Here is a 22,810-nt window from a genome sequence, read left to right as displayed (position 1 = left end):
GCGCCCCGGACCCCGCGGCTCACGCCGTGCGGGCGGCCGCGGCCTCGAGCTCGGCCGCGAGGGACTCGTCGACGCGGGCGCGCAGGTGCGTGCCCTGCTCGACGTGCTCCTCCGCCTGGATGTCCCCGTGCTCGTGGACGCGGCTCACCAGGTCGCCGCGGTGGTACGGCACGACGACGTCGACCGCCACGCCCGGACGCGGCAGCTGGTCCGCGACGAGCTCCTGGAGCTCGACGATGCCCTCGCCGCTGTGCGCCGAGACGACGATCGAGTGCAGCTCGCGCGAGCGCAGCCGCGCGATCGCCTCCGGCTCCGCCAGGTCCGCCTTGTTCAGCACGATGATCTCGGGCACGTCCATGGCGCCCGGGATGTCCGCGAACACGTGCCGCACGGCCGCGATCTGGCCCTCGGGATCGGGGTGCGAGGCGTCGACGACGTGCAGGATCAGGTCCGCGTCGGCCACCTCCTCGAGGGTGGAACGGAACGCCTCGACGAGCTGGTGCGGCAGGGCGCGCACGAACCCGACCGTGTCCGCGAGCGTGTACAGGCGCCCGTCGCTCGTCTCGGCGCGCCGGACCGTCGGGTCCAGCGTCGCGAACAGCGCGTTCTCGACGAGCACGCCCGCGTTCGTGAGCCGGTTGAGCAGCGAGGACTTGCCCGCGTTCGTGTACCCCGCGATGGCGACCGAGGGGATGGCGTTGCGCTTGCGCGACGCGCGCTTGGTCAGCCGGGCCGGCTGCATCGCCGCGATCTCCCGCCGCAGCTTGGCCATCCGGTTGCGGATCCGACGCCGGTCGAGCTCGATCTTGGTCTCACCGGGTCCGCGCGAGCCCATCCCGGCGCCGGCACCGCCGACCTGCCCACCCGCCTGCCGCGACATGGACTCGCCCCACCCGCGCAGGCGCGGGAGCAGGTACTCGAGCTGCGCGAGCTCGACCTGCGCCTTGCCCTCCCGGGACTTGGCGTGCTGCGCGAAGATGTCGAGGATCAGGGCCGTGCGGTCGACGACCTTGACGCGGACGATGTCCTCCAGCGCGCGCCGCTGCGACGGCGCGAGCTCACCGTCGACGACGACGGTGTCCGCGCCCACGGCGGCGACCACGGACGCGAGCTCGGCGGCCTTGCCCGAGCCGAGGTAGGTGCTGGGGTCCGGCTTGGCCCGGCGCTGCAGCACGCCCTCGAGCACCTGCGAGCCGGCGGTCTCCGCCAGCGCGGCGAGCTCCCGGAGGGACACCTCGGCGCCCTGGACGGTCCCCGTCCCCCACACCCCGACGAGCACGACCCGCTCGAGCCGCAGCGCCCGGTACTCGACCTCGGTGACGTCCTCGAGCTCGGTGGACAGGCCGGCGACGCGGCGCAGCGACGTGCGCTCCTCCAGGTCCAGCTGGTCGCCGTCGTAGGCCGAGTGGACGGTGGCGCCCGACTGCAGCGCGGTCCCCGCCCTCGCGAGCACCCGTGCCACCACGTCGTCGGCCAGCTGCTGCGGCGAGCGGGGCTCGTCCGGCGTGCTGCTCGGGGTGGTGGTGCGGTGCGTGTCGCTCACGCGGTTCCTCTCGTCGTGCGTCGCCCGGGGTCTGGGTTCCTCCGGGGTCGCTGTTCCTCCAGGGTCGCACGCGCGTGCGAGCGGGTCGAGGTGTTTCGCTGCGGGCCGACGGGCGTCGGTAAGGTCGGCGCGTGACCGAGGGCGACCATTACTTCACCGCGCGGCCCGCGTCGCCCGACGAGCGCCGCTCGATCGTCGTGCACCTGGCCGACCGCGAGCTGCACGTCGAGACGGCCGGGGGCGTCTTCTCCCCGGACCACGTCGACCACGCGACGCGGGTGCTGCTCGACGAGGTGCCGACGCCGCCCACCACCGGGGACCTGCTCGACCTCGGGTGCGGCTGGGGCCCGCTCACGCTCGAGCTCGCGCTGCGCTCCCCCGGCGCCCGGGTCTGGGCCGTGGACGTGAACGAGCGCGCGCTCGACCTCGTGCGCCGCAACGCGGACGCGGCCGGGGCGACCGCGGTGCGCGCGGTGCTCCCGGACGAGGTCCCGGACGACGTGCGGTTCGCCGCGATCTGGTCGAACCCGCCGATCCGCGTCGGCAAGGCCGCGCTGCACGACCTGCTGCTCCAGTGGCTGCCGCGGCTCGCGCCCGGTGGTGCGGCGCACCTCGTCGTCGGCAAGAACCTGGGCGCCGACTCGCTGCACCGCTGGCTCGCCGCCGAGCTCCCGGACGTGCTCGGGCCCCACGCGGTCGTCGAGCGGGTCGCCAGCGCGCGCGGCTTCCGCGTCCTGCGCGTGACGGCGGCCGACGAGACCGCGTGACGCCGGTCGACGAGAGCTCGTGACGCCGGGCCCCGACCGCCGCCGGCCCCGAGCAGTCCGACCTGGCTGCGTGGGCCGTCGGTGGGTGGGGCTACCGTGCTCGGGTGCCCGACGCCCTGGTGACCGACGAGTCGCGTGCGGCCTGGCGCCGCCTGCGGCCGACGACGTGGGCGATGTGCGCCCTGGTGTTCCTCGCGGCGTTCGAGAGCCTCGCGGTGACCACGATCATGCCGGCGGTCTCGCTCGAGCTCCACGGGGCCGCGCTGTACGCCGTGGCGTTCGCGGCGCCGCTCGCATCCGGCGTGGTCGGCATGGTCGCGGCGGGTGCGTGGGCCGACCGGGCCGGGCCGGCGCGACCCCTGGTCGCCGCAGCGTCCGCGTTCGTCGCCGGGCTCGTCGTCGCCGGGACGGCGCCTACCATGGCCGTGCTCGCCGGCGGCCGGCTGCTGCAGGGCCTCGGCGGCGGCGCGCTGACGGTCGTGGCGTACGTCGTCGTCGCTCGGCTGTACCCCGGTGACCTGCACCCGCGGGTGTTCGCCGGGTTCTCGGCGGCCTGGGTCGTCCCGTCCCTGGTCGGACCGCCCGTCGCGGGCCTCGTCGCCGAGCAGGCGGACTGGCGCTGGGTCTTCCTCGGCGTCGCGCTGCTGGTCCCGCCGATCGCTCTCGTCGTGCTCGCGCGCGTGCGCGGCGTCGGGGCACCGGACCCGGTCGCACCCGAGGCGCCCGAACCCGACCGTGCGTCGCCCCGGACGACGTCCGGCGCGTCGTCCGGCGAGACAGCCGGGGCGGCCGGGGTCGCGACCGGGGGCCGGCGCGTCGCGTGGGCGACGCTCGCCGCGCTCGCCGTCCTCGTGCTCGGCATCAGCCCGGAGCTCGGCGGGGCGGCCACCGGCACGCTCGCCGTCGTGGGCGTCGTGGGTGCGCTCGCGGCGGCGCGGCCGCTGCTGCCGCGCGGGACGCTCCGGGCCGTGCGCGGGCTGCCCGCCGTGGTCGCGGACCGCGGGCTGCTGGCCGCCGGCTTCTTCGGCGCCGAGGTGTACCTGCCCTACCTGCTGACCCGGCGCTACGACGTCCCGCCCACCTTCGCCGGGATCAGCCTGACCGCGGCGGCGATCACCTGGGCGACCGCGTCCTGGGTGCAAGGGCGGCTCGGCTCGCGGCTCCCGCACGCGCGGGCGATCCGGATCGGCACCGCGGCCGTCACGGTCGCCATCGCCTCCGCCGCGGTGGGCGCGGCGCTGCGCGCACCTGTCGGAGTCCTCGTGTCTGCGTGGGCGCTCGCGGGCGCGGGTATGGGGCTGACCTACGCGCGCCAGACCGTCCTTGTCCTGCGGCTGTCACCGCCGGGCGCGGAGGGGACCAACAGCTCCGCCATCTCGGTCGCGGACTCGATCGGCGCGTCTCTCGCGCTGTCGGTAACGGGCGTGCTCTTCACGTCCGTCGCCCACCGCGGCGGTCCGGTCCCCTATGCCACGTGCCTCGCGCTCGCCGCGGTCATGGCGCTGGGTTCCGCGCTCGTCGCCCTCCGTGTGCAACCCCACGCCGAGCGGCGTCGACCGGGCCGCGCGCAGGCCCCGCCCAGCGCTCAGGCGCCCAGGGACGCCAGCGCGGCGCGGACCTGAGCCAGCGACGGCACCCCCGTCGCCCGCGCGCGCACCGTGCCCGAGGCGTCGAGCACCAGGACGGTGGGCGTCGACGTGACGACGAACCGCTCACCGAGCCCCGTGTGCTGCGCGACGTCGAGGTCGACGAGTCGCACATCGTCGGTCGTGGCCACCGCGCGCTCGAGCAGCAGACGCACCGCTCGGCACGGCTGGCAGAACCGGCTGGAGAACTCGACGAGCGTCGCGCGCTCGCCGAGCGGCACGCCCAGATCGGCGGCCGTCAGCCGCTCCGTCTCCCCGTCCCTCGCCCGCGGAACCGTGGCCACCGCGCGCGCCGTCACCGGTCGAGCAGCGCGGCGAGGTCGACGTCCATCTCGCCCACGAGCACCGCCGGTCCCGCGAGCTCGGCGCGGCCGTCCGGCAGGGAGCGCACGCGGACCGTGCCGCCCGGGACGTCCACCAGCCAGTCGTCCGGCGCGCCGGCGCCCGCCCACGTCCGCACGGCCATGGCGGCCGCGACGGCTCCCGTACCGCAGGAGCGGGTCTCGCCGACGCCGCGCTCGTGGACGCGCATCCGGATGCGCGCGGTCGTGCGCCCGTCGACGTCGGACTCGCCCAGCGGCACGACGAGCTCGATGTTGCTGCCCTGCGGCGGGACGGGGTGCACCTGTGGCGCGCGCGTCAGGTCGACGGCCTCGAGCTCCGCCTCGTCCCGCAGCGCGAGCACCGTGTGCGGGTTGCCCACGTCGATCCCGAGCGCCGGCCGGGCCACGGCGAGCCCGGCGACCGCGACCTCCGCGTCGAACCCCGCGGCGACGGCGTCCGCTCCCCCGGGCACGTGCCAGCGCCCGATGTCGAACGCGAACCACGCCGTGTCGTCGACCCCGGCCGGCACGGCGACGCGGCGCACCCGCATGACCCCCGAGCGCGTCCCGACCGCGAGCTCCTCACCGTCGGGCCACAGGCCGAGCCGGTCCAGGTACAGCGCGAACACGCGCACGCCGTTGCCGCACATCTCCGCGATCGACCCGTCGGCGTTGCGGTAGTCCATGAACCAGCGCGCGTCCGGTGCGGAGGCGAGCAGCGGCGCGCCCTCGGGGACGTGCTGCGTTGCGACGAGCCGGATCACGCCGTCGGCGCCCACGCCGGCACGGCGGTCCGCGAGCGCCCGCACGAGCGTGGCGCCGAGCTCGAGCACGCCGTCGCGGTCGTCGACCAGGACGAAGTCGTTCTGCGTGCCGTGCCCCTTGGTGACGTGCAGCGTCGGGCTCGCGGCGGGCGCGGCGTGCGAGCTCTCGGTGGGCGAGGTCCCGGCGGTCACGGTCATGAGCCCAGACTACGGCGGGGCGCGGGGTCGTCCGTCGCCGGGCCGAGCTCGCCACGGTCGGCCCGGGCGACGAGCGCCAGCGCCCGCGCGACGAGGTCGGGGTCCTGGGCGTCCAGCCAGTGCACGCGCGGGTCCCGACCGAACCAGCCCATCTGCTTGCGCGCGAGCCGCCGCGTCCCGGCGCTCGTCGCCGCGCGCGCCTCGTCGGGCGTCAGCTCGCCGCGCAGCAACCCGACGGCCTCGGCGTAGCCCACCGCGCGGGCCGCGGTCCGTCCCCAACCGTGCGCGACGAGGCGCTCGACCTCCTCGACCAGCCCCGCGTCGTACATGCGGTCGGTGCGGGCGGCGATGCGCTCGTCGAGCAGCGCGCGGTCGCAGTCGAGCCCGATCTGCACCGCCGGCACCTCGTACACGTGCTGCGGGAGGGCCGACGAGTAGGGCCGGCCGGTCAGGGCGATCACCTCGAGGGCGCGCACGATCCGACGGGCGTTGCGCGGGCCTATGGCCGCCGCGGCCTCAGGGTCGAGGCGCGCGAGCTCGTCGTGCAGGGCCCGCGAGCCCTCCGCCTCGACGCGATCCTCGAGGCCCGCCCGCACCTGCGCGTCGGTGCCGGGGAACTCCATGTGGTCCAGCAGCGCGCGCACGTAGAGGCCGGACCCGCCGGCCGCGACCACACGCCGTCCGCGCGCGTGGCAGTCGTCGATCGCCGCGCGGGCCCACCGCTGGTAGTCCGCGACCGACGCCTCCTGCGCCGGGTCCAGGACGTCGAGCAGGTGGTGGGGCACCCCGCGGCGCTCGTCCGGCGCGAGCTTGGCGGTGCCGATGTCCATCCCGCGGTACAGCTGCAGCGCGTCGGCGTTGACCACCTCGCCGCCCAGCGCCAGCGCGAGCTCGAGCGCCAGGTCGGACTTGCCGGTCGCCGTCGGCCCGACGACGGTCACGACGAGGGGGCCGGCGGGCGGGGACACGGTCATGCGCTCACCCGCCACGTCCCGACGACGTGCTGGGCGCCGAGGAGCACGGGAGCCGTGACGTCGGCCGTCACCGCGGAGCGCGCGTCGGGGGCGGCACCGGACGTCACCGGCCCGGCCGCGACGGCACCCGCCAGGACGTGCCACGGCGCCCAGCCGGACACCGCGAGGCGGGTCGCGTCGCGCGCCGTGAGGGTCTCGGCGAGCACCGCGAGCGCGGCGGGGTCGGGCTGCTCGAAGGCTCCGACCATCGCGTGGTCGGCGGCTGCGGCGTCCGGGTCCTCCGCGAGCGGCGCGTCCGGTCCGTGCCGCGCGGATCCGGAGCCGACGACGACGAGCACCACCTCCTCGTCACCCGCGACCAGGTCCCGCCCGAGCTCGGTCCAGGTGCCGGCCGTGTCGTCGGTGTCCCGCGGCGCCCGTGGCACCTCGACGACGCGCACGGCGCAGGTACGGCCGGCGGCGACGAGCAGGTGGAGCGCCACCGCGCTCGCGACCGAGGGTGGCCGCTCGACCAGCCGAGCGCCCCGTCGCTCCGGACCGGTGCGGGGCGCCGCGAGCTCGACGACCGGCACGGTGATGAGCAACGCGTCGGGTACCCCCGCCGCCGCCAGGCTCGCCGTGACGGAGCCGGCGAGCTCGACGGGCTCGTGCCGGTCGGCCGGCGCCCGGCGCTCGTCGGCCGGCACCCGGCGCTCGTCGGCGGGAGCGACCACGACGACCTCGGCGCCGGGCGCGGAGTCCAGCGCGCCACGCAGCGCGTCCAGCACCGCGGCCCGGAGGTCCACCGCGACGTCCGCGCGGCCCGCCACCCCGGGGACGAGCAGCGCGGTGTCCGGGACCAGGACGGCGGCGACGAGCATAGGCAGGACCGTACTGCCCGCACCTCTGCCGCCCGTACCCGACCGTCCCCGGCGCGGCCGCCCTGCGACCTGGCTGCCCGCCTGTGGTCGACCCGTCAGGCGAGGCTGCGCGCCAGCTCGTCCGCACGGCCGTCCTGGCCCCGCGCCCGCAGCAGGGTGATGAGGTCGCCCGCGGCGCCCGCGCGGCGCTGCCGGTCCCGCGCCAGCTCGAAGCCCTCGACCGCGGACTCCAGGCACCACAGCGCCCGGTCCTCCTGCGCGAGGTCGCGGTGCAGCCGTCCCGCCAGCCAGAACGCGTCCGACGCCGAGGCGATCATGCCGACGCCGGCGAACGCCTCCGCGCCCTGCACCGCGAGACCGGCGGCCTCCTCGGCGCGTCCCAGCGTGGCGAGCGTGCGCGCGCGGATGTCGGTCAGCCGCGCGCGCTCGGCCCGCAGCGCGGTGGCCGCCTCGTCGGGTGCGTCCCCGCCGGCCGCGGCTTCCGGTTCGGCACCGAGCGCGGCATCGAGGCGGGCGAGCTCGTCGAGCAGCGCCTCGGCGCGGCCGTGCTCGGCCGCGACCGGCGCCCACGCCCGGACCACGGCCGCCACGACGAGCGGCTCGGCGCCGCCCGCGCGCAGCAGCGCGACCGCCTGCTCGTAGGCCCAGCCCGCGCTCACCTCGTCGTGCAGCTCCTGCGCACAGCGCGCGGCCTCCGCGTACGCCATGCCCGCGGCGGTCAGGAGCCCGCCGTCCTGCGCCGCGACGGCGAGGCGCTGGTACTCCTCGCCCGCGACGGCGAGGTCACCGCGGCGGAACGCGTCCTCGGCGCTCGCCGAGAGCGCTCGCAGCCGGTCGTCGAGCGACGTCGACGTGCCGTCGGCGGCCGGGCCGGCGTCCCGTGTCCCGGCAGGCTCATGTCCGGACCCGTGCCCGTCGGCGGCCGGGGCGACGCTCTCGCGCCGCCCGCCGAGCGCGAGCACCGTGAGGTCGACCGGCTCCGTGACCACGTCGAGCACCAGCGCCTCCGCCAGCGCGCGGGCGGAGCCGTCGGTGCCGTCGCGCTCGTCGAACTGGCTCGTCAGGGCACGTGCCTGGGCCAGGACCCAGTCGTCGAGCTCGGCGACCGTGCCGGCCGGCACGCCCTCGATCGCGACCGGTCGCTCGGGCTCGTGCGTGCGCCACCAGGCGGTGACGCCCGCGGCCTGGCGCAGGAAGACGAGGCGCAGCCACGGGGTCGGTGCCGCGACCAGCAGCGCCCCCTCCGCCACGAGCCGCGCGAGCGCGCGCTCGCGGTGCCCGGCACGCAGCAGGAACACGACGTGGCGGCCGCGCGCGCCCACCATGCCGCCCTCCGCCTGGTCCAGGGAGGCGAGCGCGCGCCGGTAGGTGCGTGCGGCGTCGTCGTAGCGACCGGCGTCCAGGTAGGCGAGCTGCAGGAGCGAGAGCATGTCCGCGGGCTCGGTCGCGCACCGCGGGTCCTGCGGGAGCGTCGCCTCGAGCAGCCGGATGCCCTCGTCGGTGCGGCCCGCGTCGAAGAGGTACGACGCCCGGTCGCCGGGCTCGCACGCCTCGCACTGCGAGAAGTCGTCGCGCGGCGTCGTGACCCAGGACTCGTAGGCGGCGGCGGCGTCCGGCGTGCCGCGGCTCCACTCCCACAGGAACCGCTCGTGACGGACCGCGTTCATCCCGTTGCCGGCGAGCGCGTACCGGCGCTCCATGTCCGCGAGCGTGCGCTCGATCTGCTCGCGCGAGACCGAGGGGTACTCCATGAGGTCGGAGACCATCCACTTGAACGACCAGTGCAGCAGGTGCCAGTCGCCGTCGTCGAGGTGCTCGGGGTGCTCGTCGGCCCAGCGCAGCCAGCGGGTGAACGGCACGAACGCCTTCTGCACCTCCTGGCCCCACACGAGCGACTCGACGAGGCCCGCGTAGCCGTACGCGCGCGCCGCCTCCGGACCCTCCGCCTCGAGCCGCGCGACGAGCTGCTCGAACGCGGCCGTCCGCGCGAGCCCGTACGGCAGGTCACGCAGCCGGCTGATCTCGCGGTTCGCCGCCTCGACGGTCGTGGTCACCGGTGTCCTTCCGTGGGGTCGTGCGTGGGCTTCGGGGCGCGGTCAGTCGTGGGGTCAGTCGTGGGGTCAGTCGTGGGGTCAGTCGTGGGGTCAGTCGTGGGGTCCGGGGTGGGGTCCGGGGTGGGGTCCGGGGCGGGGTCCGCGCTGGGTCCCCGGCCGGTCTCGGACGTGACGGCGGGCAGACCCGCCTCGAGCAGCACCGAGAGCGACCCGTTCATCAGCTCGGCGTCGCGGGCGCGCAACGGCTCGCCCGCCAGGAGCGTCGCGGAGACGTACAACGAGCGCACGCCCGCGTCCCGGACCTCGCCCGGCGGCGCGTCCACGAGGCGCCCGACGACGGGGTTCGCGCAGTTGAGCACGAGCCGACGAGGCTGCGCGTCCTCGGCGAAGCCCGCGAGCACCTCGCCCCACAGGTCGTCCCCCTCGGCGACCGTGCGGGCGAGCGTGCGCCGGTGCTCGCCGTCGCGGTCCTGCAGGAGCAGCGCGGGCAGGCTCGTCGGCTCGAACTCGCGCAGCTGCACCTCGCACTCGAGCGGCTCGAGGACCGCGTTCGTCGACGCGACGAACGACGCGAGCTCGATCTCGCGGACCGGCGGCAGCGTCGACAGCACCTGGGCGACGTCCTGCGCGCCGAGCGGGCGCACGCCCCAGGTCGGGTGCCGGCGCGCCAGCCGCGCGAGGATGTCCGCGTCGTACACGTACCCCGCGTTCACGACGACGAGGCCCTGCGCCCGTGCCACGGCGGCGATGCGGCGGTACTCCTCGACGGTGGAGGCGTAGACCACGCCGCCCGTCTCCTCGCGCACCTCGGTCAGCGTGCGCACCCCGTCCGTCGTCTCGTACGGCAGCGCGTCGGCCGCGAGGTCGAGCAGGTCGTCGTCCGTCGTCGCGAGCGCACGCAGCGCGAGGTGGTGCGCGTCGACGAAGCGGCGGGTGAGCGCCGAGCGCGCGCGCAACGTGTCGAGCGTCCACGCCCGCACCGCGGCACCCAGGGCGTCGCGCGTGGCGAGGAGCACCTCGTCCTCGTAGAGCGCCTCCCGCGAGGCCGTCGGGCGGAGCGCGGTCGCGTCGAGCACGCATCGCGCGAAGAACGCCCAGTCGGGCAGCACCTGCGGCACGCGCGTGCCCAGGAGCATGCGCTTGAGGTACACGCGGTGCACCGCCGACGACGCCGGGGCGCTCTGCGGGAGGACGAACGCGACCCCGCTCACGCCCGCGACCGGGACGTCGAGGTCGATGTGCGCGAGCGGCACGAAGCCGAACGTGCGCTCGCAGTAGCCCGCGAGACGCGTGGCCCGGTCCTCCGCGTCCTCGTCGGGCCGCGCGGCGCGCCACGGGAGCTCGGTCGCGCTCGTCCGGCGCCAGACGCGCTGCCGCTCGTCGTGCGCCCGCTCGCTGTTGGCCTGCTCGCTGTTGGCCTGCTCGCCGTGCGCTGGCTCGTCGGGCTGCCCGGGAGCGTGCAGCGGCACCTCGACCGCGACGTCGACGGGCAGCAGCCCGCCGAACTCCTCGGCGAGCGTCACCACCGTCGCCGGCTCGAGCCAGTGCTCGGCGTCACGGCGCGGCTGCAGCCGCACGGTCGAGCCCGGCTCGACCGACGCGTCGGGCAGCACGTCCAGCGTGTAGCTGCCGTCGTCGAAGCCGCGCCAGCGCACCGCCGGTGCCGTCGGGTCCACCGCGGAGCGCGAGACGAGCTCGATGCTCTCCGCGACCATGAACGCGGACAGCAGCCCGATGCCGAACTGCCCCAGGAACTCGTCGCGGCCGACGCCCAGGTCGAGGTCGCGCTTCGACGACCGACCGATCGTCGCGAGGAGGTCGCGGGCCTCCTGCGGGGTGAGCCCGACGCCCGAGTCGGTGACCTCGAGCCCCCCGCCGGGCAGCGGCCGCAGCCGCACCCGCGCGGGTGCCCCGGCATCGACCGCCCGGCGCGCGGTGATGGCGTCGACCCCGTTCTGCAGGAGCTCCCGCAGGTACACCCGCGGACCGGAGTAGAGGTGCCGGGCGAGCAGGTCGACGACACCGCGCAGGTCGACCTGGAACGCGTGGGCGCCCGGCTCACCTCCCGCGGCGGACCCGCTCACTCCGGGGCGCGCGCGGCCTGCGCCCGGACGCGGTGCTCCTCGACCGCCTCGGGGAACCGCTCGTCGAGCAGGCCGAAGAACGAGAGCGCGGTCGACACGCCGCACGCGAGGTGCTGGTCGATCTGCTCGTCGGCCACGCCCTTCTCGTAGTCCACCGAGTGCTCCGCGTAGACACCGAGCTCGCCGTCCTCGACGCGCACGTACGTCTTGGGGAAGACCTTGTCGGTGTTCCACTGGTTGGCGAGCTCGAGGACCGCCGTGTAGTGCGAGGCGGACAGGGGACGGGACCAGCGGCCGCGCACCTGGAGGTACTCCTGCTCCTGGCCGATCCGCAGGAAGTAGAAGACGTGGTCGTCCCAGATGCCGCCGATGTCGCCGTCGTCGTCGATGCCGTAGTTGTAGCCACGCGCGTCGAGCACCGCGGTGATCCGGTCGTGGCTCAGCGGGGCGAGCGCGGCCCCCGGCTGGTCCGGCAGCGCGTCAGGCTTGTTGAAGAACCCCATCGGGACCGTCCTCCTCGTCGGTTGGCGGGCGCGACGGTCGGCCCCGTCCGGGCGGGCCGCATGCGCCGCCGTCGACCCTAACGCCCGGGGGCCGGGCGCGAGGGGCAACCCGTGCCGAACCCGGACATGTCCCACGGGGTGGGACGCCGGACGTTCCCGGCGTCGCGGCGGGCGCGCGGGTAGTGTCGGCCCATGGCCGCGCAGCACGAACCGCACCGCCCGTGGTGGCGCCGCGTGCGGGCGCGCCGGCACGACGAGACGGCGACGAGCGTCGGCCCGGAGCCGACCGACTCGGAGCTGCACGCGAGCGTGGCCCGCCTGCTCGCCCGCGAGCTCGGCGTCGCGGAGCCCGCGCCGGACAACCCCACGCCGGTGAGCCCGGCACGCATCGCGGCGTGGATGAGCGAGAACCAGTTCAGCTACTTCGTCGACAACGACGGCGACCTCGGCGGGTTGTGGCGCGGTCGGCTGTTCTACTTCTTCCTGTTCGGGGAGCGTGCCGAGATCCTGCAGGTACGGGGGCAGTGGCACCGCGAGATCTCGATCGAGCGCCTCGAGGAGGTGCTCGACCTGTGCAACGAGTGGAACGCCGACCGCATCTGGCCCAAGGCCTACGTCCGGGTCCGGGACAACGGGCGCGTGCACGTCGTCTCCGAGGTCGCGACCGACCTGGAGCACGGCGCGACCGACGCGCAGCTCTCCCAGCTGCTGTTCTGCGGGCTGTCGACCGGGAGCATGTTCTTCGACGCCCTCGAGGAGAAGTACCCCGACCCCGCCGGGAGCGCGCCGTGAGCGGGCAGAACCGCCAGAGCTGGCTCCAGCGCGTGCTCGGCGGTCTCCCGAAGCCGACCAAGCGCCCGCCGGCCGACACCCAGGAGCCCACACCCGTCACGCGCGACCGCGTCGGGGACTACCTGCTGACCAAGGGCTACCGGTTCGTGGTCGACGAGGACGGCGACCTCACGGGCACCTGGGACGGCAGCCGGTTCTGGTTCCTGCTGCTCGGTGACCACGCGGAGATCGTCCAGATCCGCGGGCGCTGGCACCGCCAGCTCCCGCTCGAGCAGCGCGCGGCCGTCGGTCTGGCGCTCAACGACTGGAACCGCGAGCGCATCTGGCCCAAGGCCTACGTGCGCGAGGAGGAGGGCATGCTCGCGCTGTACAGCGAGGTGTCCGCCGACTTCGAGCCGGGCGCCACGGACGCCCAGCTCGAGCAGATCCTCGCGTGCGGCCTGGGCACGGGCGTCCAGCTCTTCGCGGCTCTCGAGGCCACCCTGCCGTCAGGCGGCCCGGCACCGGAGGTGCCCGACAACTGACGGGGCCGCGCGGCGCGCGCGGCCCCGCCCGCGCTCAGGAACCGGGTCTCGTGACCGTACCGGCGAGAGTGAGCGACCGCGGCCCGAACTGCTTGGTGCTCGCCACGAGCTCGACCGTCCGGCTGCCGGTGAACGTGATGCCCTGCCGGATCGGGACCTCGACCAGGACCGAGGTCGCGTACGCGGGGACCGCCACCAGCAGCCTCAACCCGGACTCGCTCAGCGGCGTGCTCGCGGGCAGGACCGCGGGGAGGTTGGCCGCCGCCCACCCGGGCAGGAGGTCACCGACCGTCAGCTCGGCACCGTCGGGGACGACCGCCCTGATGGGCACGTACACCTCCTGCGTCGTCGGCCCGCTGAGCCGCAGGCGCCACGTCAGGCTCTCCCCGGGCCCCGCGGACGCCGCCGCGGCCTCGACCGAGAACGTCGGCCGCGGTACGCCCGAGCGCACCTGGACGTCGCCGATGTAGTCGTCGACGCTCACGTTGCGCACGGCACGGACGGCCACGACGTAGGCAGGGACGCCGCTGGCGTCATCGGCGTACGCGTCGTCGCCGGCGTAGGAGACCGGCACCTCCAGCGCTCGCTGGCCCGGACGGAGCGTCACCCGGTGGAGCTGCGCCCGCCCGCTGGAGTCCGCCGCCATGAGCTCGACGATCGCCGGGGCGCGCACCGTGCCGGTCACGGGCACGCGGACCGTCACGGTCTCGTCACCCGAGCCGGTCGCGTCGATCGTCGTCGTCGCCGGGACCGCGATGCGCGGCAACGAGCGGACCGTCGCGGTCGAGCTCGCGAGGCCGCGTGCAGCCGCGCTCGCGTCGAGCAGGAGCAGCGTCCCGGTCGACGAGGTCGAGCGCAGGGAGATCGAGGTGAGCGCCGCTCGGTCGACGCCGGCGGGGATGGGCACCCGGACGTTCTGCGCCCACTCGTGGCCGGACTCGTGCGTCGGGAGCGGCACGGCCTGACGCACCGGCCGCGCGGCGACCGCTCGGCCCCGTCGGTCGCGGAACACGACCTCGACGCTCGGCGTCGTCGACTGCGGCGGTGCGACCAGCCGGAGGTCGAGATGGCTGCGGTACCGCAGGTCGGTGGTCACCGGCAGCGTCGCCGTCGCGCCCTTGGCCGTCCAGCTCAGCCGCACGAGCTCGCCGGCCGGGCCCGCCCAGGACCAGGACTGCGGGGTCCAGTGCGGCGAGCCGAGGTCGCGGCCGCATCGTGCGAGCTCCGAGCCCGGCGTGCGTGCGCCGACGCACGGGGTCACCGTCATGCCGCCACGTCCCGTGAGCGTCCCCCGCTCCCCGGGGACGACGAGCGTGCTGCGGCGGCCGCCCACCGCGTGCGAGAGCACGACCGCCGTGCCGGCGGACGGCGCGCGGACCGCCGTGCCGTCGAGCAGCGGCAGCGCCGACGTGTCCGAGGTGAGGTAGGTGCGGGCCGCAGCAGCGACGTACGTCGCCCCCACCGCCCGCTGCTGCGCCGCGGAGAGCCGCTGCGGCGCCTCGTCACCGCAGACCGCGTCCGACGCGTTCCACCAGTCGTCCCACGCAGGCGCCGCGGCGCTGCCGGGCGTCCACTCCGAGTTGAAGTAGTTGTGGTTCGCGCCCATGACCAGGACCGCCGACCGCGTCGCGCGGTCGCCCGCCGCAACGCGCGCACCCTGGTCGACGACCATCTGCCCCTGCAGGTCGGAGACGTCGCCGTCGCAGTACGGCAGGAGGACCGTCGTCGGGACGCCCACCGCGACCTGCTGGCCGAAGTCCGTCGGGGCCACGAGCACCTGACCCGCGATGGTGAACCGGTCCCCCGCCTGCGTCTGGAGCGCGGCCCGCTGGACGCCCTCGCCGCCCCGCGAGTGCCCGACCGTCATCACGCGGCGCATCGCCAGGTGGCCGGTGAGCGCCGTGCGCTGGGCAGGGCCGTCGCCCCGTCCGGCGTCCCAGTCGGCGAGGACGTCGAGATGCCGACGCACCAGGGCGGCCCGCGCGTCGGCTCCCGCGTCGAGCAGCGCGTCGTCCTGCCCGTTCACGCCGTTCGCCGAGATCGAGACGGTCACGTAGCCCTGGCTCGCGAGCAGCTGCTGGGCCTGCGCGTACCCGCGGTGGCTCGGGATGGCGCTCCACCCCGACGGGCACGGCCAGTCGATCGAGAGACCGTCGCTGCCCTTCTGATAGCAGGTGGTGTGCCGGCCGTGCAGGAAGAGCACCACGGGCCGGTCGCCCACCAAGCGCGTCGGCGCGACGACCTTGCCCAGCATCTCGACCTTCGCCGGCAGCCCAGCGAGCGCGACCGACGGCAGCCGGTACTCCCAGCTCGTGGTCGAGTACGTCCCACGGGTGCCCGGATCCCTCGGGAGGACGTCCTCGACCGGCGGGACCGAGGTGCGCGCGCTCGGTGCCGCGGCCGGGCTGTCCGGGCCGGCCAGCACCCGGGTGCCGAGCGTGACGGTGACGTCCTGTGCCTGCACGTCGGACCGGCCGGGCACCCGCAGCACGTACGCCGGCCCCACCGGTACCGGGACGCCCAGGAGCTCGTCGCCCGCGCGGAACTCGACCCGCGCGTCCCCGAACCCGACGGGTCGCGACGGGATCCACGACACGGTGCTCCCCGTCCGGTCCCGCGCGACGCGCACGTCGCCCGGGTCGACCGCACCCGGCCCGGCCGCGCCCCCCGTGCTGGACACGCTCACGCCCGACGCCGCGCGCGTCCCGCCCGGCTCCGGCTCCGCGCCTGCCGCCGGGCCGAGCCCCGCCGCGAGCAGCGCCCCGATCGTCACGGCGCCGCCGAGCAGCGCCCTCCCCCTGGTCCTGAACCGCATCGACGAGCTCCCCTGCTGGCGGGCGGCACACCGTGCCGAACGGCCCACCGCGGGCCGCAGCGCGACAGTAGCGGCGCGGGCCGACACGCAGGATCCGCCTCAGGGATGACGCCCGCGGGCACCGGGGGCGCTCCGCGGTGGGTCAGCGCGTGCCCAGGGTGGGCATGCCGAGGCTGACCGGACCGGCGGGTCCGGCCGGGGAGCCGCACGCGCCCGCCCCGCTGTGCGCGTGCCCGTCGGACGCGGTCCGGGACTCCCACGCGTCACCCGCGCGCGTGCGCCGGACCACGAACGCCCCACCCGCGAGCGCCGAGTCCGCGACGAGGTGGTGCGGCGCGCCGTGCGTCACCTGCACCGTGACCAGGTCACCGGGCCGCGGCGCGGCAGCCGGCGCCAGGCCGTCCGGCAGCGCGAGGTGCACGAGCCGGTTGTCGGCGGCCCGGCCGGACAGCCGACGGGTCGCGTCGTCCTTGCGGCCGCCGCCCTCGGACACCAGCACTTCGACCGTGCGACCCACCTGCGCGCGGTTCTCCTCGGCGCAGATCCGCTCCTGCAGCGCGACCAGGCGCTCGTAGCGCTCCTGGACCACCGCCTTGGGCAGCTGGTCCGGCAGGTCGGCCGCCGGCGTCCCCGGCCGCTGCGAGTACTGGAACGTGAAGGCCGACGAGAAGCGCGCGGCCTCGACGACGCGGAGCGTGTCCTCGAAGTCGTCGTCGGTCTCCCCCGGGAAGCCGACGATGATGTCCGTGGTGATCGCCGCGTCCGGGATGTGCGCGCGCACCCGGTCGAGGATGCCGAGGAACCGCTCCGACCGGTAGGAGCGTCGCATCGCGCGCAGCACGCGGTCCGACCCGGACTGCAGCGGCATGTGCAGCGAGGGCATGACCGCGGGGGTCTCGGCCATCGCCGCGATGACGTCGTCGGTGAACGCCGCCGGGTGCGGCGAGGTGAACCGGACGCGCTCGAGGCCCTCGACCGCGCCGACGGCGCGCAGGAGCTTGGCGAAGGCGCCTCGGTCACCGAAGCCGACGCCGTAGGAGTTCACGTTCTGGCCCAGCAGCGTGACCTCGATGGCACCGGTCGCGACGAGCGCCTCGACCTCCGCGAGGATCTCGCCCGGCCGCCGGTCCCGCTCCTTGCCGCGCAGGTGCGGGACGATGCAGAACGTGCAGGTGTTGTTGCAGCCCACGCTGATGGACACCCAGCCCGCGTAGACCGACTCGCGGCGGGTCGGCAGCGTGGAGGGGAAGACCTGCAGGGACTCCTCGATCTCGACCTGCGCGGACGCGTTGTGCCGCGCGCGCTCCAGCAGCGCGGGGAGCACGTCGAGGTTGTGGGTGCCGAACACGACGTCCACCCACGGAGCCCGCTCGACGATCCCGGCGCGGTCCTTCTGCGCCAGGCAGCCGCCCACGGCGATCTGCATGCCACCCGGGCGCTGCCGCTTGGTACCCGCGAGCCGGCCGAGGTTGCCGTACAGCTTGTCCGCGGCGTTCTCCCGGACGGCGCACGTGTTGATCACGACGACGTCCGCGTCCTCCGCGGCGGCCTGCTCGGGGCCGGCGGCGACGTACCCCGCCTGCTCGAGCATGCCCGCCATGTGCTCGGAGTCGTGCACGTTCATCTGGCAGCCGAGCGTCTTGACGACGTACGTGCGGGGCGCGTCGCCCGCGTCGCCCGCGAGGGCGCCCGCACCGGCGTCGGGACGCGCGAGGGCCGACGAGGCCGTCGGCGTGCTCGTCGTCCCGGTGGCGTGGTCGAGGGTCGTGGACATCGCCGTCCAGGGTACGGCGTCCGGGGTCGCACCCCGCGACGAGGGTGGCCGGCGCCGCCCCCGCACCCCGGCTCACCAGGCCCGCTGCTCGCGCAACGGGACATTTCCCCCTAGGTTCGTGCAATGGCGGACGTCGAGACGGCACCCGAACCGACGCGCTCCCCGACGGGCGCGCCACTCGTCGAGCTGCGTGGCGTCGACAAGCACTTCGGCGAGCTCCACGTGCTCAAGAGCATCGACCTGACCGTCGCGCGCGGTGAGGTCGTGGTGATCATCGGGCCGTCCGGGAGCGGCAAGTCCACCTTGTGCCGCACGATCAACCGGCTCGAGACGATCGACTCCGGCACGATCACGATCGACGGTCGTCAGCTGCCCGAGGAAGGGCGCGAGCTGGCTCGCCTGCGCGCCGAGGTGGGGATGGTCTTCCAGTCCTTCAACCTCTTCGCCCACAAGACCGTGCTCGAGAACGTCACGCTCGGCCCGATCAAGGCGAAGGGCGAGAAGAAGGCGACCGCGAAGGCGCGGGCGCTCGAGCTCCTCGACCGCGTCGGGGTGGCCAACCAGGCGGAGAAGCTGCCGGCGCAGCTGTCCGGCGGGCAGCAGCAGCGCGTCGCGATCGCCCGGGCGCTCGCCATGGGCCCCAAGGTGATGCTGTTCGACGAGCCGACCTCCGCCCTGGACCCCGAGATGATCAACGAGGTCCTCGACGTGATGGTCGGGCTGGCGCGCGACGGCATGACGATGCTCGTCGTCACCCACGAGATGGGGTTCGCCCGCCGGGCGGCCCACCGCGTCGTGTTCATGGACGCCGGCGAGATCGTCGAGGAGGCGGACCCCGAGGCGTTCTTCACCGCTCCGACGAGCGCGCGGGCGCGCGACTTCCTGTCCAAGATCCTGACCCACTAGGCCCACGGCGTTCCCGTCCCCGTACCCGACACCCGAACTCCCGCACGACACCTGAGACACCCGACACGAAGGGACCGAAGATGCGTACTCGACTCATGGCGGCCGCGATGGTGGCGGCCGGAGCACTCACGCTCGCCGCCTGCTCGTCCGACGACGACCCGGGCGACGGCGGCACCGGTGACGGCGGCGGTGGTGGTGGCGACACCATCCGGATCGGCATCAAGTTCGACCAGCCGGGCCTCGGCTTCAAGGACGGCGACACCTACACGGGCTTCGACGTGGACGTCGCCAAGTACGTCGCGGGCGAGCTCGGGTACACCGAGGACCAGATCGAGTTCGTCGAGTCCCCGTCCGCCCAGCGCGAGACCATGCTGCAGAACGGCCAGGTCGACCTGATCTTCGCGACCTACTCGATCACCGACGAGCGCAAGGAGGTCGTCTCCTTCGCCGGGCCGTACTTCGTCGCCGGTCAGGACCTGCTGGTCGCCGCGGACGACACCACGATCACGGGCCCCGAGGACCTCGAGGGCAAGAACCTGTGCTCGGTGACCGGGTCGACGTCGGCGCAGCGCATCAAGGACGAGTACGCCGCGGGGACCAACCTGCTCGAGCAGCCCGGGTACAGCGAGTGCGTGACCGCCCTGACCGCCGGCACCGTGGACGCCGTCACGACCGACGACATCATCCTGGCCGGCCTTGCGTCGATCCCGGCCAACGAGGGCAAGGTCAAGGTCGTCGGCAACCCGTTCTCCGAGGAGAACTACGGGGTCGGCATGCCGAAGGACTCCGACCGGTGCCAGGCGGTGACCGACGCGATCACCAAGATGCTGGGCGACGGCGCTTGGCAGAAGGCGCTCGACGACAACGTCGGCGCCTCCGGCTACGTGCCGAACGCCGACCTCAACCCGCCGGAGCCGGCCGCCTGCGAGTGACCTGAGGGGGCCGCAGCCTCGCCGCGTGGTCCGGCCGGCACGAGCCCGCCGGACCACGCGGCACCCGCACGCAGCACCCGCGACAGACAGGAGGGTCGGTGGACGACTTCGGGTCGTTGTTCGACGAGTTCGACGTGCTCGGCGCGTTCTGGGTCAACATCCAGCTGACGTTCTGGGCCGCCATCTTCGCGATGGTGCTCGGCACGCTGCTCGCGGTGATGCGCATCTCCCCCGTGCCCAGCCTCCGGTGGGCGGGCACCACGTACGTGACGCTCCTGCGGAACACCCCGCTCACGGTGATCATCGTGTTCTGCGTGCTCGGCCTGTGGGGTCAGCTGGGGATCACGCTGTCGTCGGACTTCCAGCGCAACTTCTTCTGGCTCTCGGTCCTCGGGCTCACCGTCTACCACGCGGCGTTCGTGTGCGAGGCGCTGCGCTCCGGGGTCAACACCGTGCCGGTGGGCCAGGCCGAGGCCGCGCGCGCGATCGGGCTCGACTTCGGTGCGTCCGCGCGCCTGGTCATCCTCCCGCAGGCGTTCCGCGGCGCGGTGGCCCCGCTCGGCAACGTGCTCATCGCGCTGACCAAGAACTCGACCGTCGCCGCCGCCGGGTCGGTGGCCGAGACCTCGGGGCTCATGCGCGAGATGATCGAGTTCCGGCCGGACGTGATCGTCGCGATCTTCCTCATCTTCGCGATCGGGTTCGTGATCCTCGTCGTGCCGATGGGCCTGGCGACGACGAGCCTGTCCCGGCGCTGGTCGGTGGCCCGATGAGCGGCTCCGTGCTCTTCGACGCACCCGGACCTCGCGCCCGACGGCGGATGGTCTGGGTCAACCTGGTCGCGACGATCGTCGTCGCCGGCATCGGGGCCTACGCGCTCGTCCTGCTGAACGAGAAGGGCCAGCTCGACGCCGCGCTGTGGAAGCCGCTGTTCACCGCGAACGCCTGGCAGAACTTCTTCCTGCCGGGCCTGAAGCAGACGCTGGTCGCAGCGGGGCTCTCCATCGTGACCGCCGGGATCTTCGGGTTCGTGTTCGGGCTCGGCAGGCTCTCTGCCTCGCGGACCGTGCGGTGGCTGGCCGGGGGCGTCGTCGAGTTCTTCCGCGCCGTGCCCGTGCTGATCATGATGGTGTTCTTCTACATGGCGCTCCCCCGGCTGGACCTCATCAGCCCGCCCGACGTGCCGCTCGTCTCCGTGGTCCTCGGACTCACGCTCTACAACGGCGCCGTGTTCGCCGAGCTCGTCCGCTCCGGCGTGCACAACCTGCCGAGGGGCCAGCGCGAGGCCGCGCTCGCGATCGGGCTCCGTCGCCCGCAGTCGCTGCGCCTGGTCGAGGTGCCGCAGGCCCTCATCGCGATGCTGCCCGCGATCGCGAGCCAGCTCGTCGTGATCCTCAAGGACACCGCTCTCGGGGCGATCGTCACCTACCCCGAGTTGCTGTCGGCGGCGCGTCGCTTCGGTTCCGGGAACGGCAACATCCTGCAGTCCCTGGTCATCGCGGCGCTGGTCTTCATCCTGATCAACTGGCTCCTCACCCGCGTGGCCGAGGCGCTCGCCGGCCGGGTGGGCCGCCGCACCGCGGGCCGTGCGCGGGTCGAGGCTCCGAGCATGGCCGTCGAGACGGCGACGAGCTGACGACGGGGCGCCTCGCCCGGGACGCGAGGCGGTCGAGTCAGCCGGCAGTCGCGCTCGCCCGGATCTCGCGGACGACGGTCACCTTGATCTCGCCCGGGTAGGTCAGGTCGGCCTCGATGTGCCGGGCGATCGCGACGGCGAGCTGCGGCAGCGCGTAGTCGTCGACCTCCGACGGCTCGACGACCACGCGCACCTCACGCCCGGCCGACATGGCGAGCGCCCGTCGCACGCCCTGGTGGGCCGTGACCAGGCTCTCGAGCTTGTCCATGCGCTCGATGTACTGGTCCAGCTCCTGGCGTCGAGCGCCCGGCCGCGCCGCGGAGATCGCGTCGGCGACCTGCACCAGCACCGCCTCGACCGTCTCGCACCGCACCTCGTCGTGGTGCGCCGCGATCGCGTTCACCACGTCCTCGCTCTCCCCGTGCCGGCGGGCGAGGTCCGCGCCGATCATCGCGTGCGTGCCGGCGATCTCGTGCGTGAGCGCCTTGCCGATGTCGTGCAGGAACGCCCCGCGCCGGGCGGTCGCGACGTCGGCGCCGAGCTCCGCCGCCACGACGCTCGCCAGGTCGGCGCACTCGACCAGGTGCTCGAGCACGTTCTGGCCGTAGGAGGTGCGCAGCCGCAGCCGTCCGAGCGTGCGCACGAGCGTCGGGTGCAGGCCCGTGACGCCCGCCCGCTCGGCGGCGTCGTGCCCCGCCGCCACGGCCCGCTCGTCGGCGCCGGCGAGCGCCTCGGCGTACGCCGCCTCGATCCGCTGCGGGTGGATCCGGCCGTCCGCCATGAGCGCCTCGAGCGCGATCTGCGCGACCTCGCGGCGCTCGGCGTCGAAGCAGGACAGCACGACCGAGTCCGGCTGCTCGTCGACCAGCACGTTCACCCCGGTCAAGGCCTCGAAGTGGCGGATGTTGCGCCCCTCCTTGCCGATGATCCGGCCCTTCATCTCGTCCGACGGCAGCGCCAGGACCGTGAGCGCCGACTGGGCGCTCGTCGGCACCGCGGTCCGCTGGACCGCGGTCGCCACGATCCGGCGGGCACGCGCCTCCGCCGTACGCCGCGCCTGCGACTCCGCGCGCCGCACCGCGGAGGCCGCGTCGTTCTGCGCCTGGTCGGTGATCCGGCGCGTGAGCTCGGCCCGCGCGTCGTCCGCCGTGAGGCCGCTCGCCGCCTCGAGCTCCGTGCGGGCCTGTGTCTCGGCGCGCTCGACGGTCTCCCGCGCCTCCTGCGTCGCGCGGGCGAGCTGCTCGGCCGCGGAACGCTCCGCCGCGGCCAGCGTCCGCTCGGCCGCCCGGTCGGTCTCCGCCGCGGTGCGCTCGTGCTCGCGGGCACGCTTGGCGAGGTCCGTCGCGTGCGCCTGCTCGGCCGCCGCGGCCTGCTCGCGCTCGCGCGCCCGCTGCTCGCGCCGTTCGGCCTCGGCGAGCATCGCCCGGGCCTCGTCCTTGATCTCGGCGACGTCGCGCGCCGCCTGCTCGCGCTGGACCGCGGCCTCGCGGCGTGCGAGCAGCACCAGGAGGAGGGCGACGAGGCAGGCCCCGAGCAGCGCGACGACCGTTGCGACCCCGCTGCCGTCCACGCGCTCCTCCGATCGTCGGGCCGACCGACGGCGCTCGCCGTCCACCGGCCCTGAGCGCCCACCGGCGCCCGACACCGCCTCCTGGCCCGCGCACGCCGCGCCCGGGCGCGCCCATTGTCGCGCACCTCGCGCTCGGACCGGGCCA

General features: G+C 75.1%; 19 protein-coding genes. 8 read left to right on the top strand and 11 right to left on the bottom strand.

The features are described 5' to 3' along the window. Positions 1 to 19: 19 nt before the first annotated feature. On the bottom strand, positions 20 to 1,543 hold the full coding sequence (hflX, locus tag KIN34_RS16110) for a GTPase HflX (protein WP_214352973.1): 1,524 nt from the start codon (positions 1,541 to 1,543) through the stop codon (positions 20 to 22). Between the two features lie 131 nt (positions 1,544 to 1,674). Between hflX and KIN34_RS16105 the strand changes: the two genes are divergently transcribed. Together KIN34_RS16105 and KIN34_RS16100 are read left to right on the top strand one after the other, a co-directional pair. After that, positions 1,675 to 2,310: a class I SAM-dependent methyltransferase gene (locus tag KIN34_RS16105; RefSeq protein ID WP_214352972.1), complete on the top strand. Its 636-nt coding sequence runs from the start codon at positions 1,675 to 1,677 to the stop codon at positions 2,308 to 2,310. 104 nt (positions 2,311 to 2,414) lie between these two features. Then, the gene (locus tag KIN34_RS16100; RefSeq protein ID WP_307858291.1) at positions 2,415 to 3,932 is read left to right on the top strand and encodes an MFS transporter; all 1,518 of its coding nucleotides are present in this window, start codon (positions 2,415 to 2,417) and stop codon (positions 3,930 to 3,932) included. Here KIN34_RS16100 and KIN34_RS16095 read toward each other — a convergent pair. The 7 genes from KIN34_RS16095 to KIN34_RS16065 form a co-directional block, all read right to left on the bottom strand. Continuing rightward, entirely contained in the window at positions 3,896 to 4,240 is a 345-nt protein-coding gene (locus KIN34_RS16095) for a thioredoxin family protein (protein ID WP_214352971.1), read from the bottom strand. The two genes, KIN34_RS16100 and KIN34_RS16095, sit on opposite strands and share 37 nt — an antisense overlap. Positions 4,241 to 4,251: 11 nt before the next feature. Further along, a complete protein-coding gene (dapF, locus tag KIN34_RS16090; protein WP_214352970.1) occupies positions 4,252 to 5,241 on the bottom strand; it encodes a diaminopimelate epimerase in 990 nt (329 codons plus the stop codon). Further along, the gene (gene miaA, locus KIN34_RS16085; RefSeq protein ID WP_214352969.1) at positions 5,238 to 6,215 is read right to left on the bottom strand and encodes a tRNA (adenosine(37)-N6)-dimethylallyltransferase MiaA; all 978 of its coding nucleotides are present in this window, start codon (positions 6,213 to 6,215) and stop codon (positions 5,238 to 5,240) included. Before miaA ends, dapF begins: the two co-directional genes overlap by 4 nt. Further along, entirely contained in the window at positions 6,212 to 7,075 is an 864-nt protein-coding gene (locus KIN34_RS16080) for a class III extradiol ring-cleavage dioxygenase family protein (RefSeq protein WP_214352968.1), read from the bottom strand. Before KIN34_RS16080 ends, miaA begins: the two co-directional genes overlap by 4 nt. A gap of 95 nt (positions 7,076 to 7,170) precedes the next feature. Beyond that, the gene (locus KIN34_RS16075) at positions 7,171 to 9,129 is read right to left on the bottom strand and encodes a hypothetical protein (RefSeq protein ID WP_214352967.1); all 1,959 of its coding nucleotides are present in this window, start codon (positions 9,127 to 9,129) and stop codon (positions 7,171 to 7,173) included. After that, on the bottom strand, positions 9,126 to 11,213 hold the full coding sequence (locus KIN34_RS16070; RefSeq protein WP_214352965.1) for an HSP90 family protein: 2,088 nt from the start codon (positions 11,211 to 11,213) through the stop codon (positions 9,126 to 9,128). The genes KIN34_RS16075 and KIN34_RS16070 overlap by 4 nt, the downstream gene beginning before the upstream one ends. Next, a complete protein-coding gene (locus KIN34_RS16065; protein WP_214352963.1) occupies positions 11,210 to 11,716 on the bottom strand; it encodes a YbjN domain-containing protein in 507 nt (168 codons plus the stop codon). The genes KIN34_RS16070 and KIN34_RS16065 overlap by 4 nt, the downstream gene beginning before the upstream one ends. Positions 11,717 to 11,908: 192 nt before the next feature. Here KIN34_RS16065 and KIN34_RS16060 point away from each other — a divergent pair, with 192 nt between their 5' ends. After that, entirely contained in the window at positions 11,909 to 12,508 is a 600-nt protein-coding gene (locus tag KIN34_RS16060; protein WP_214352961.1) for a type III secretion system chaperone family protein, read from the top strand. Further along, entirely contained in the window at positions 12,505 to 13,032 is a 528-nt protein-coding gene (locus KIN34_RS16055; RefSeq protein WP_214352959.1) for a type III secretion system chaperone family protein, read from the top strand. The genes KIN34_RS16060 and KIN34_RS16055 overlap by 4 nt, the downstream gene beginning before the upstream one ends. Positions 13,033 to 13,066: 34 nt before the next feature. Here the strand turns inward: KIN34_RS16055 and KIN34_RS16050 are convergent, their stop codons facing one another. Then, positions 13,067 to 15,847: an alpha/beta hydrolase gene (locus KIN34_RS16050; protein ID WP_214352957.1), complete on the bottom strand. Its 2,781-nt coding sequence runs from the start codon at positions 15,845 to 15,847 to the stop codon at positions 13,067 to 13,069. A gap of 142 nt (positions 15,848 to 15,989) precedes the next feature. After that, the gene (miaB, locus tag KIN34_RS16045) at positions 15,990 to 17,621 is read right to left on the bottom strand and encodes a tRNA (N6-isopentenyl adenosine(37)-C2)-methylthiotransferase MiaB (RefSeq protein WP_214352955.1); all 1,632 of its coding nucleotides are present in this window, start codon (positions 17,619 to 17,621) and stop codon (positions 15,990 to 15,992) included. 123 nt (positions 17,622 to 17,744) lie between these two features. On the opposite strand from miaB, the gene KIN34_RS16040 reads away from it, so the two are divergent. The 4 genes from KIN34_RS16040 to KIN34_RS16025 all read left to right on the top strand — a co-directional run bounded on the left by KIN34_RS16040 (position 17,745) and on the right by KIN34_RS16025 (position 21,095). Then, positions 17,745 to 18,527 carry an amino acid ABC transporter ATP-binding protein gene (locus KIN34_RS16040; RefSeq protein ID WP_214352953.1) on the top strand — a complete coding sequence of 261 codons (783 nt, stop codon included), beginning with the start codon at positions 17,745 to 17,747 and terminating at the stop codon, positions 18,525 to 18,527. 80 nt (positions 18,528 to 18,607) lie between these two features. Further along, positions 18,608 to 19,459: a glutamate ABC transporter substrate-binding protein gene (locus tag KIN34_RS16035; protein ID WP_214352951.1), complete on the top strand. Its 852-nt coding sequence runs from the start codon at positions 18,608 to 18,610 to the stop codon at positions 19,457 to 19,459. Between the two features lie 98 nt (positions 19,460 to 19,557). Continuing rightward, on the top strand, positions 19,558 to 20,232 hold the full coding sequence (locus tag KIN34_RS16030; protein WP_214352949.1) for an amino acid ABC transporter permease: 675 nt from the start codon (positions 19,558 to 19,560) through the stop codon (positions 20,230 to 20,232). Then, a complete protein-coding gene (locus tag KIN34_RS16025) occupies positions 20,229 to 21,095 on the top strand; it encodes an amino acid ABC transporter permease (RefSeq protein ID WP_214352947.1) in 867 nt (288 codons plus the stop codon). Before KIN34_RS16030 ends, KIN34_RS16025 begins: the two co-directional genes overlap by 4 nt. Before the next feature lie 37 nt (positions 21,096 to 21,132). Here KIN34_RS16025 and rny read toward each other — a convergent pair whose 3' ends face one another. Further along, entirely contained in the window at positions 21,133 to 22,665 is a 1,533-nt protein-coding gene (rny, locus tag KIN34_RS16020) for a ribonuclease Y (RefSeq protein ID WP_214352946.1), read from the bottom strand. Positions 22,666 to 22,810 lie beyond the last annotated feature (145 nt).

The organism is Cellulomonas fulva, from assembly GCF_018531375.1.
GTDB lineage: Bacteria > Actinomycetota > Actinomycetes > Actinomycetales > Cellulomonadaceae > Cellulomonas > Cellulomonas fulva.
Note: the sequence above shows the minus strand (reverse complement) of the source record. Positions and strands in the feature narration are given on the sequence as shown.

Excerpts from the sequence above, each read along its gene's own strand:
- dapF (WP_214352970.1), bottom strand. The coding sequence starts at position 5,241 with ATGACCGTGACCGCCGGGACCTCGCCCACCGAGAGCTCGCACGCCGCG.
- miaA (WP_214352969.1), bottom strand. The coding sequence starts at position 6,215 with ATGACCGTGTCCCCGCCCGCCGGCCCCCTCGTCGTGACCGTCGTCGGG.
- KIN34_RS16080 (WP_214352968.1), bottom strand. The coding sequence starts at position 7,075 with ATGCTCGTCGCCGCCGTCCTGGTCCCGGACACCGCGCTGCTCGTCCCC.
- KIN34_RS16065 (WP_214352963.1), bottom strand. The coding sequence starts at position 11,716 with ATGGGGTTCTTCAACAAGCCTGACGCGCTGCCGGACCAGCCGGGGGCC.
- KIN34_RS16060 (WP_214352961.1), top strand. The coding sequence starts at position 11,909 with ATGGCCGCGCAGCACGAACCGCACCGCCCGTGGTGGCGCCGCGTGCGG.
- KIN34_RS16050 (WP_214352957.1), bottom strand. The coding sequence starts at position 15,847 with ATGCGGTTCAGGACCAGGGGGAGGGCGCTGCTCGGCGGCGCCGTGACG.
- miaB (WP_214352955.1), bottom strand. The coding sequence starts at position 17,621 with ATGTCCACGACCCTCGACCACGCCACCGGGACGACGAGCACGCCGACG.
- KIN34_RS16040 (WP_214352953.1), top strand. The coding sequence starts at position 17,745 with ATGGCGGACGTCGAGACGGCACCCGAACCGACGCGCTCCCCGACGGGC.
- KIN34_RS16035 (WP_214352951.1), top strand. The coding sequence starts at position 18,608 with ATGCGTACTCGACTCATGGCGGCCGCGATGGTGGCGGCCGGAGCACTC.
- KIN34_RS16025 (WP_214352947.1), top strand. The coding sequence starts at position 20,229 with ATGAGCGGCTCCGTGCTCTTCGACGCACCCGGACCTCGCGCCCGACGG.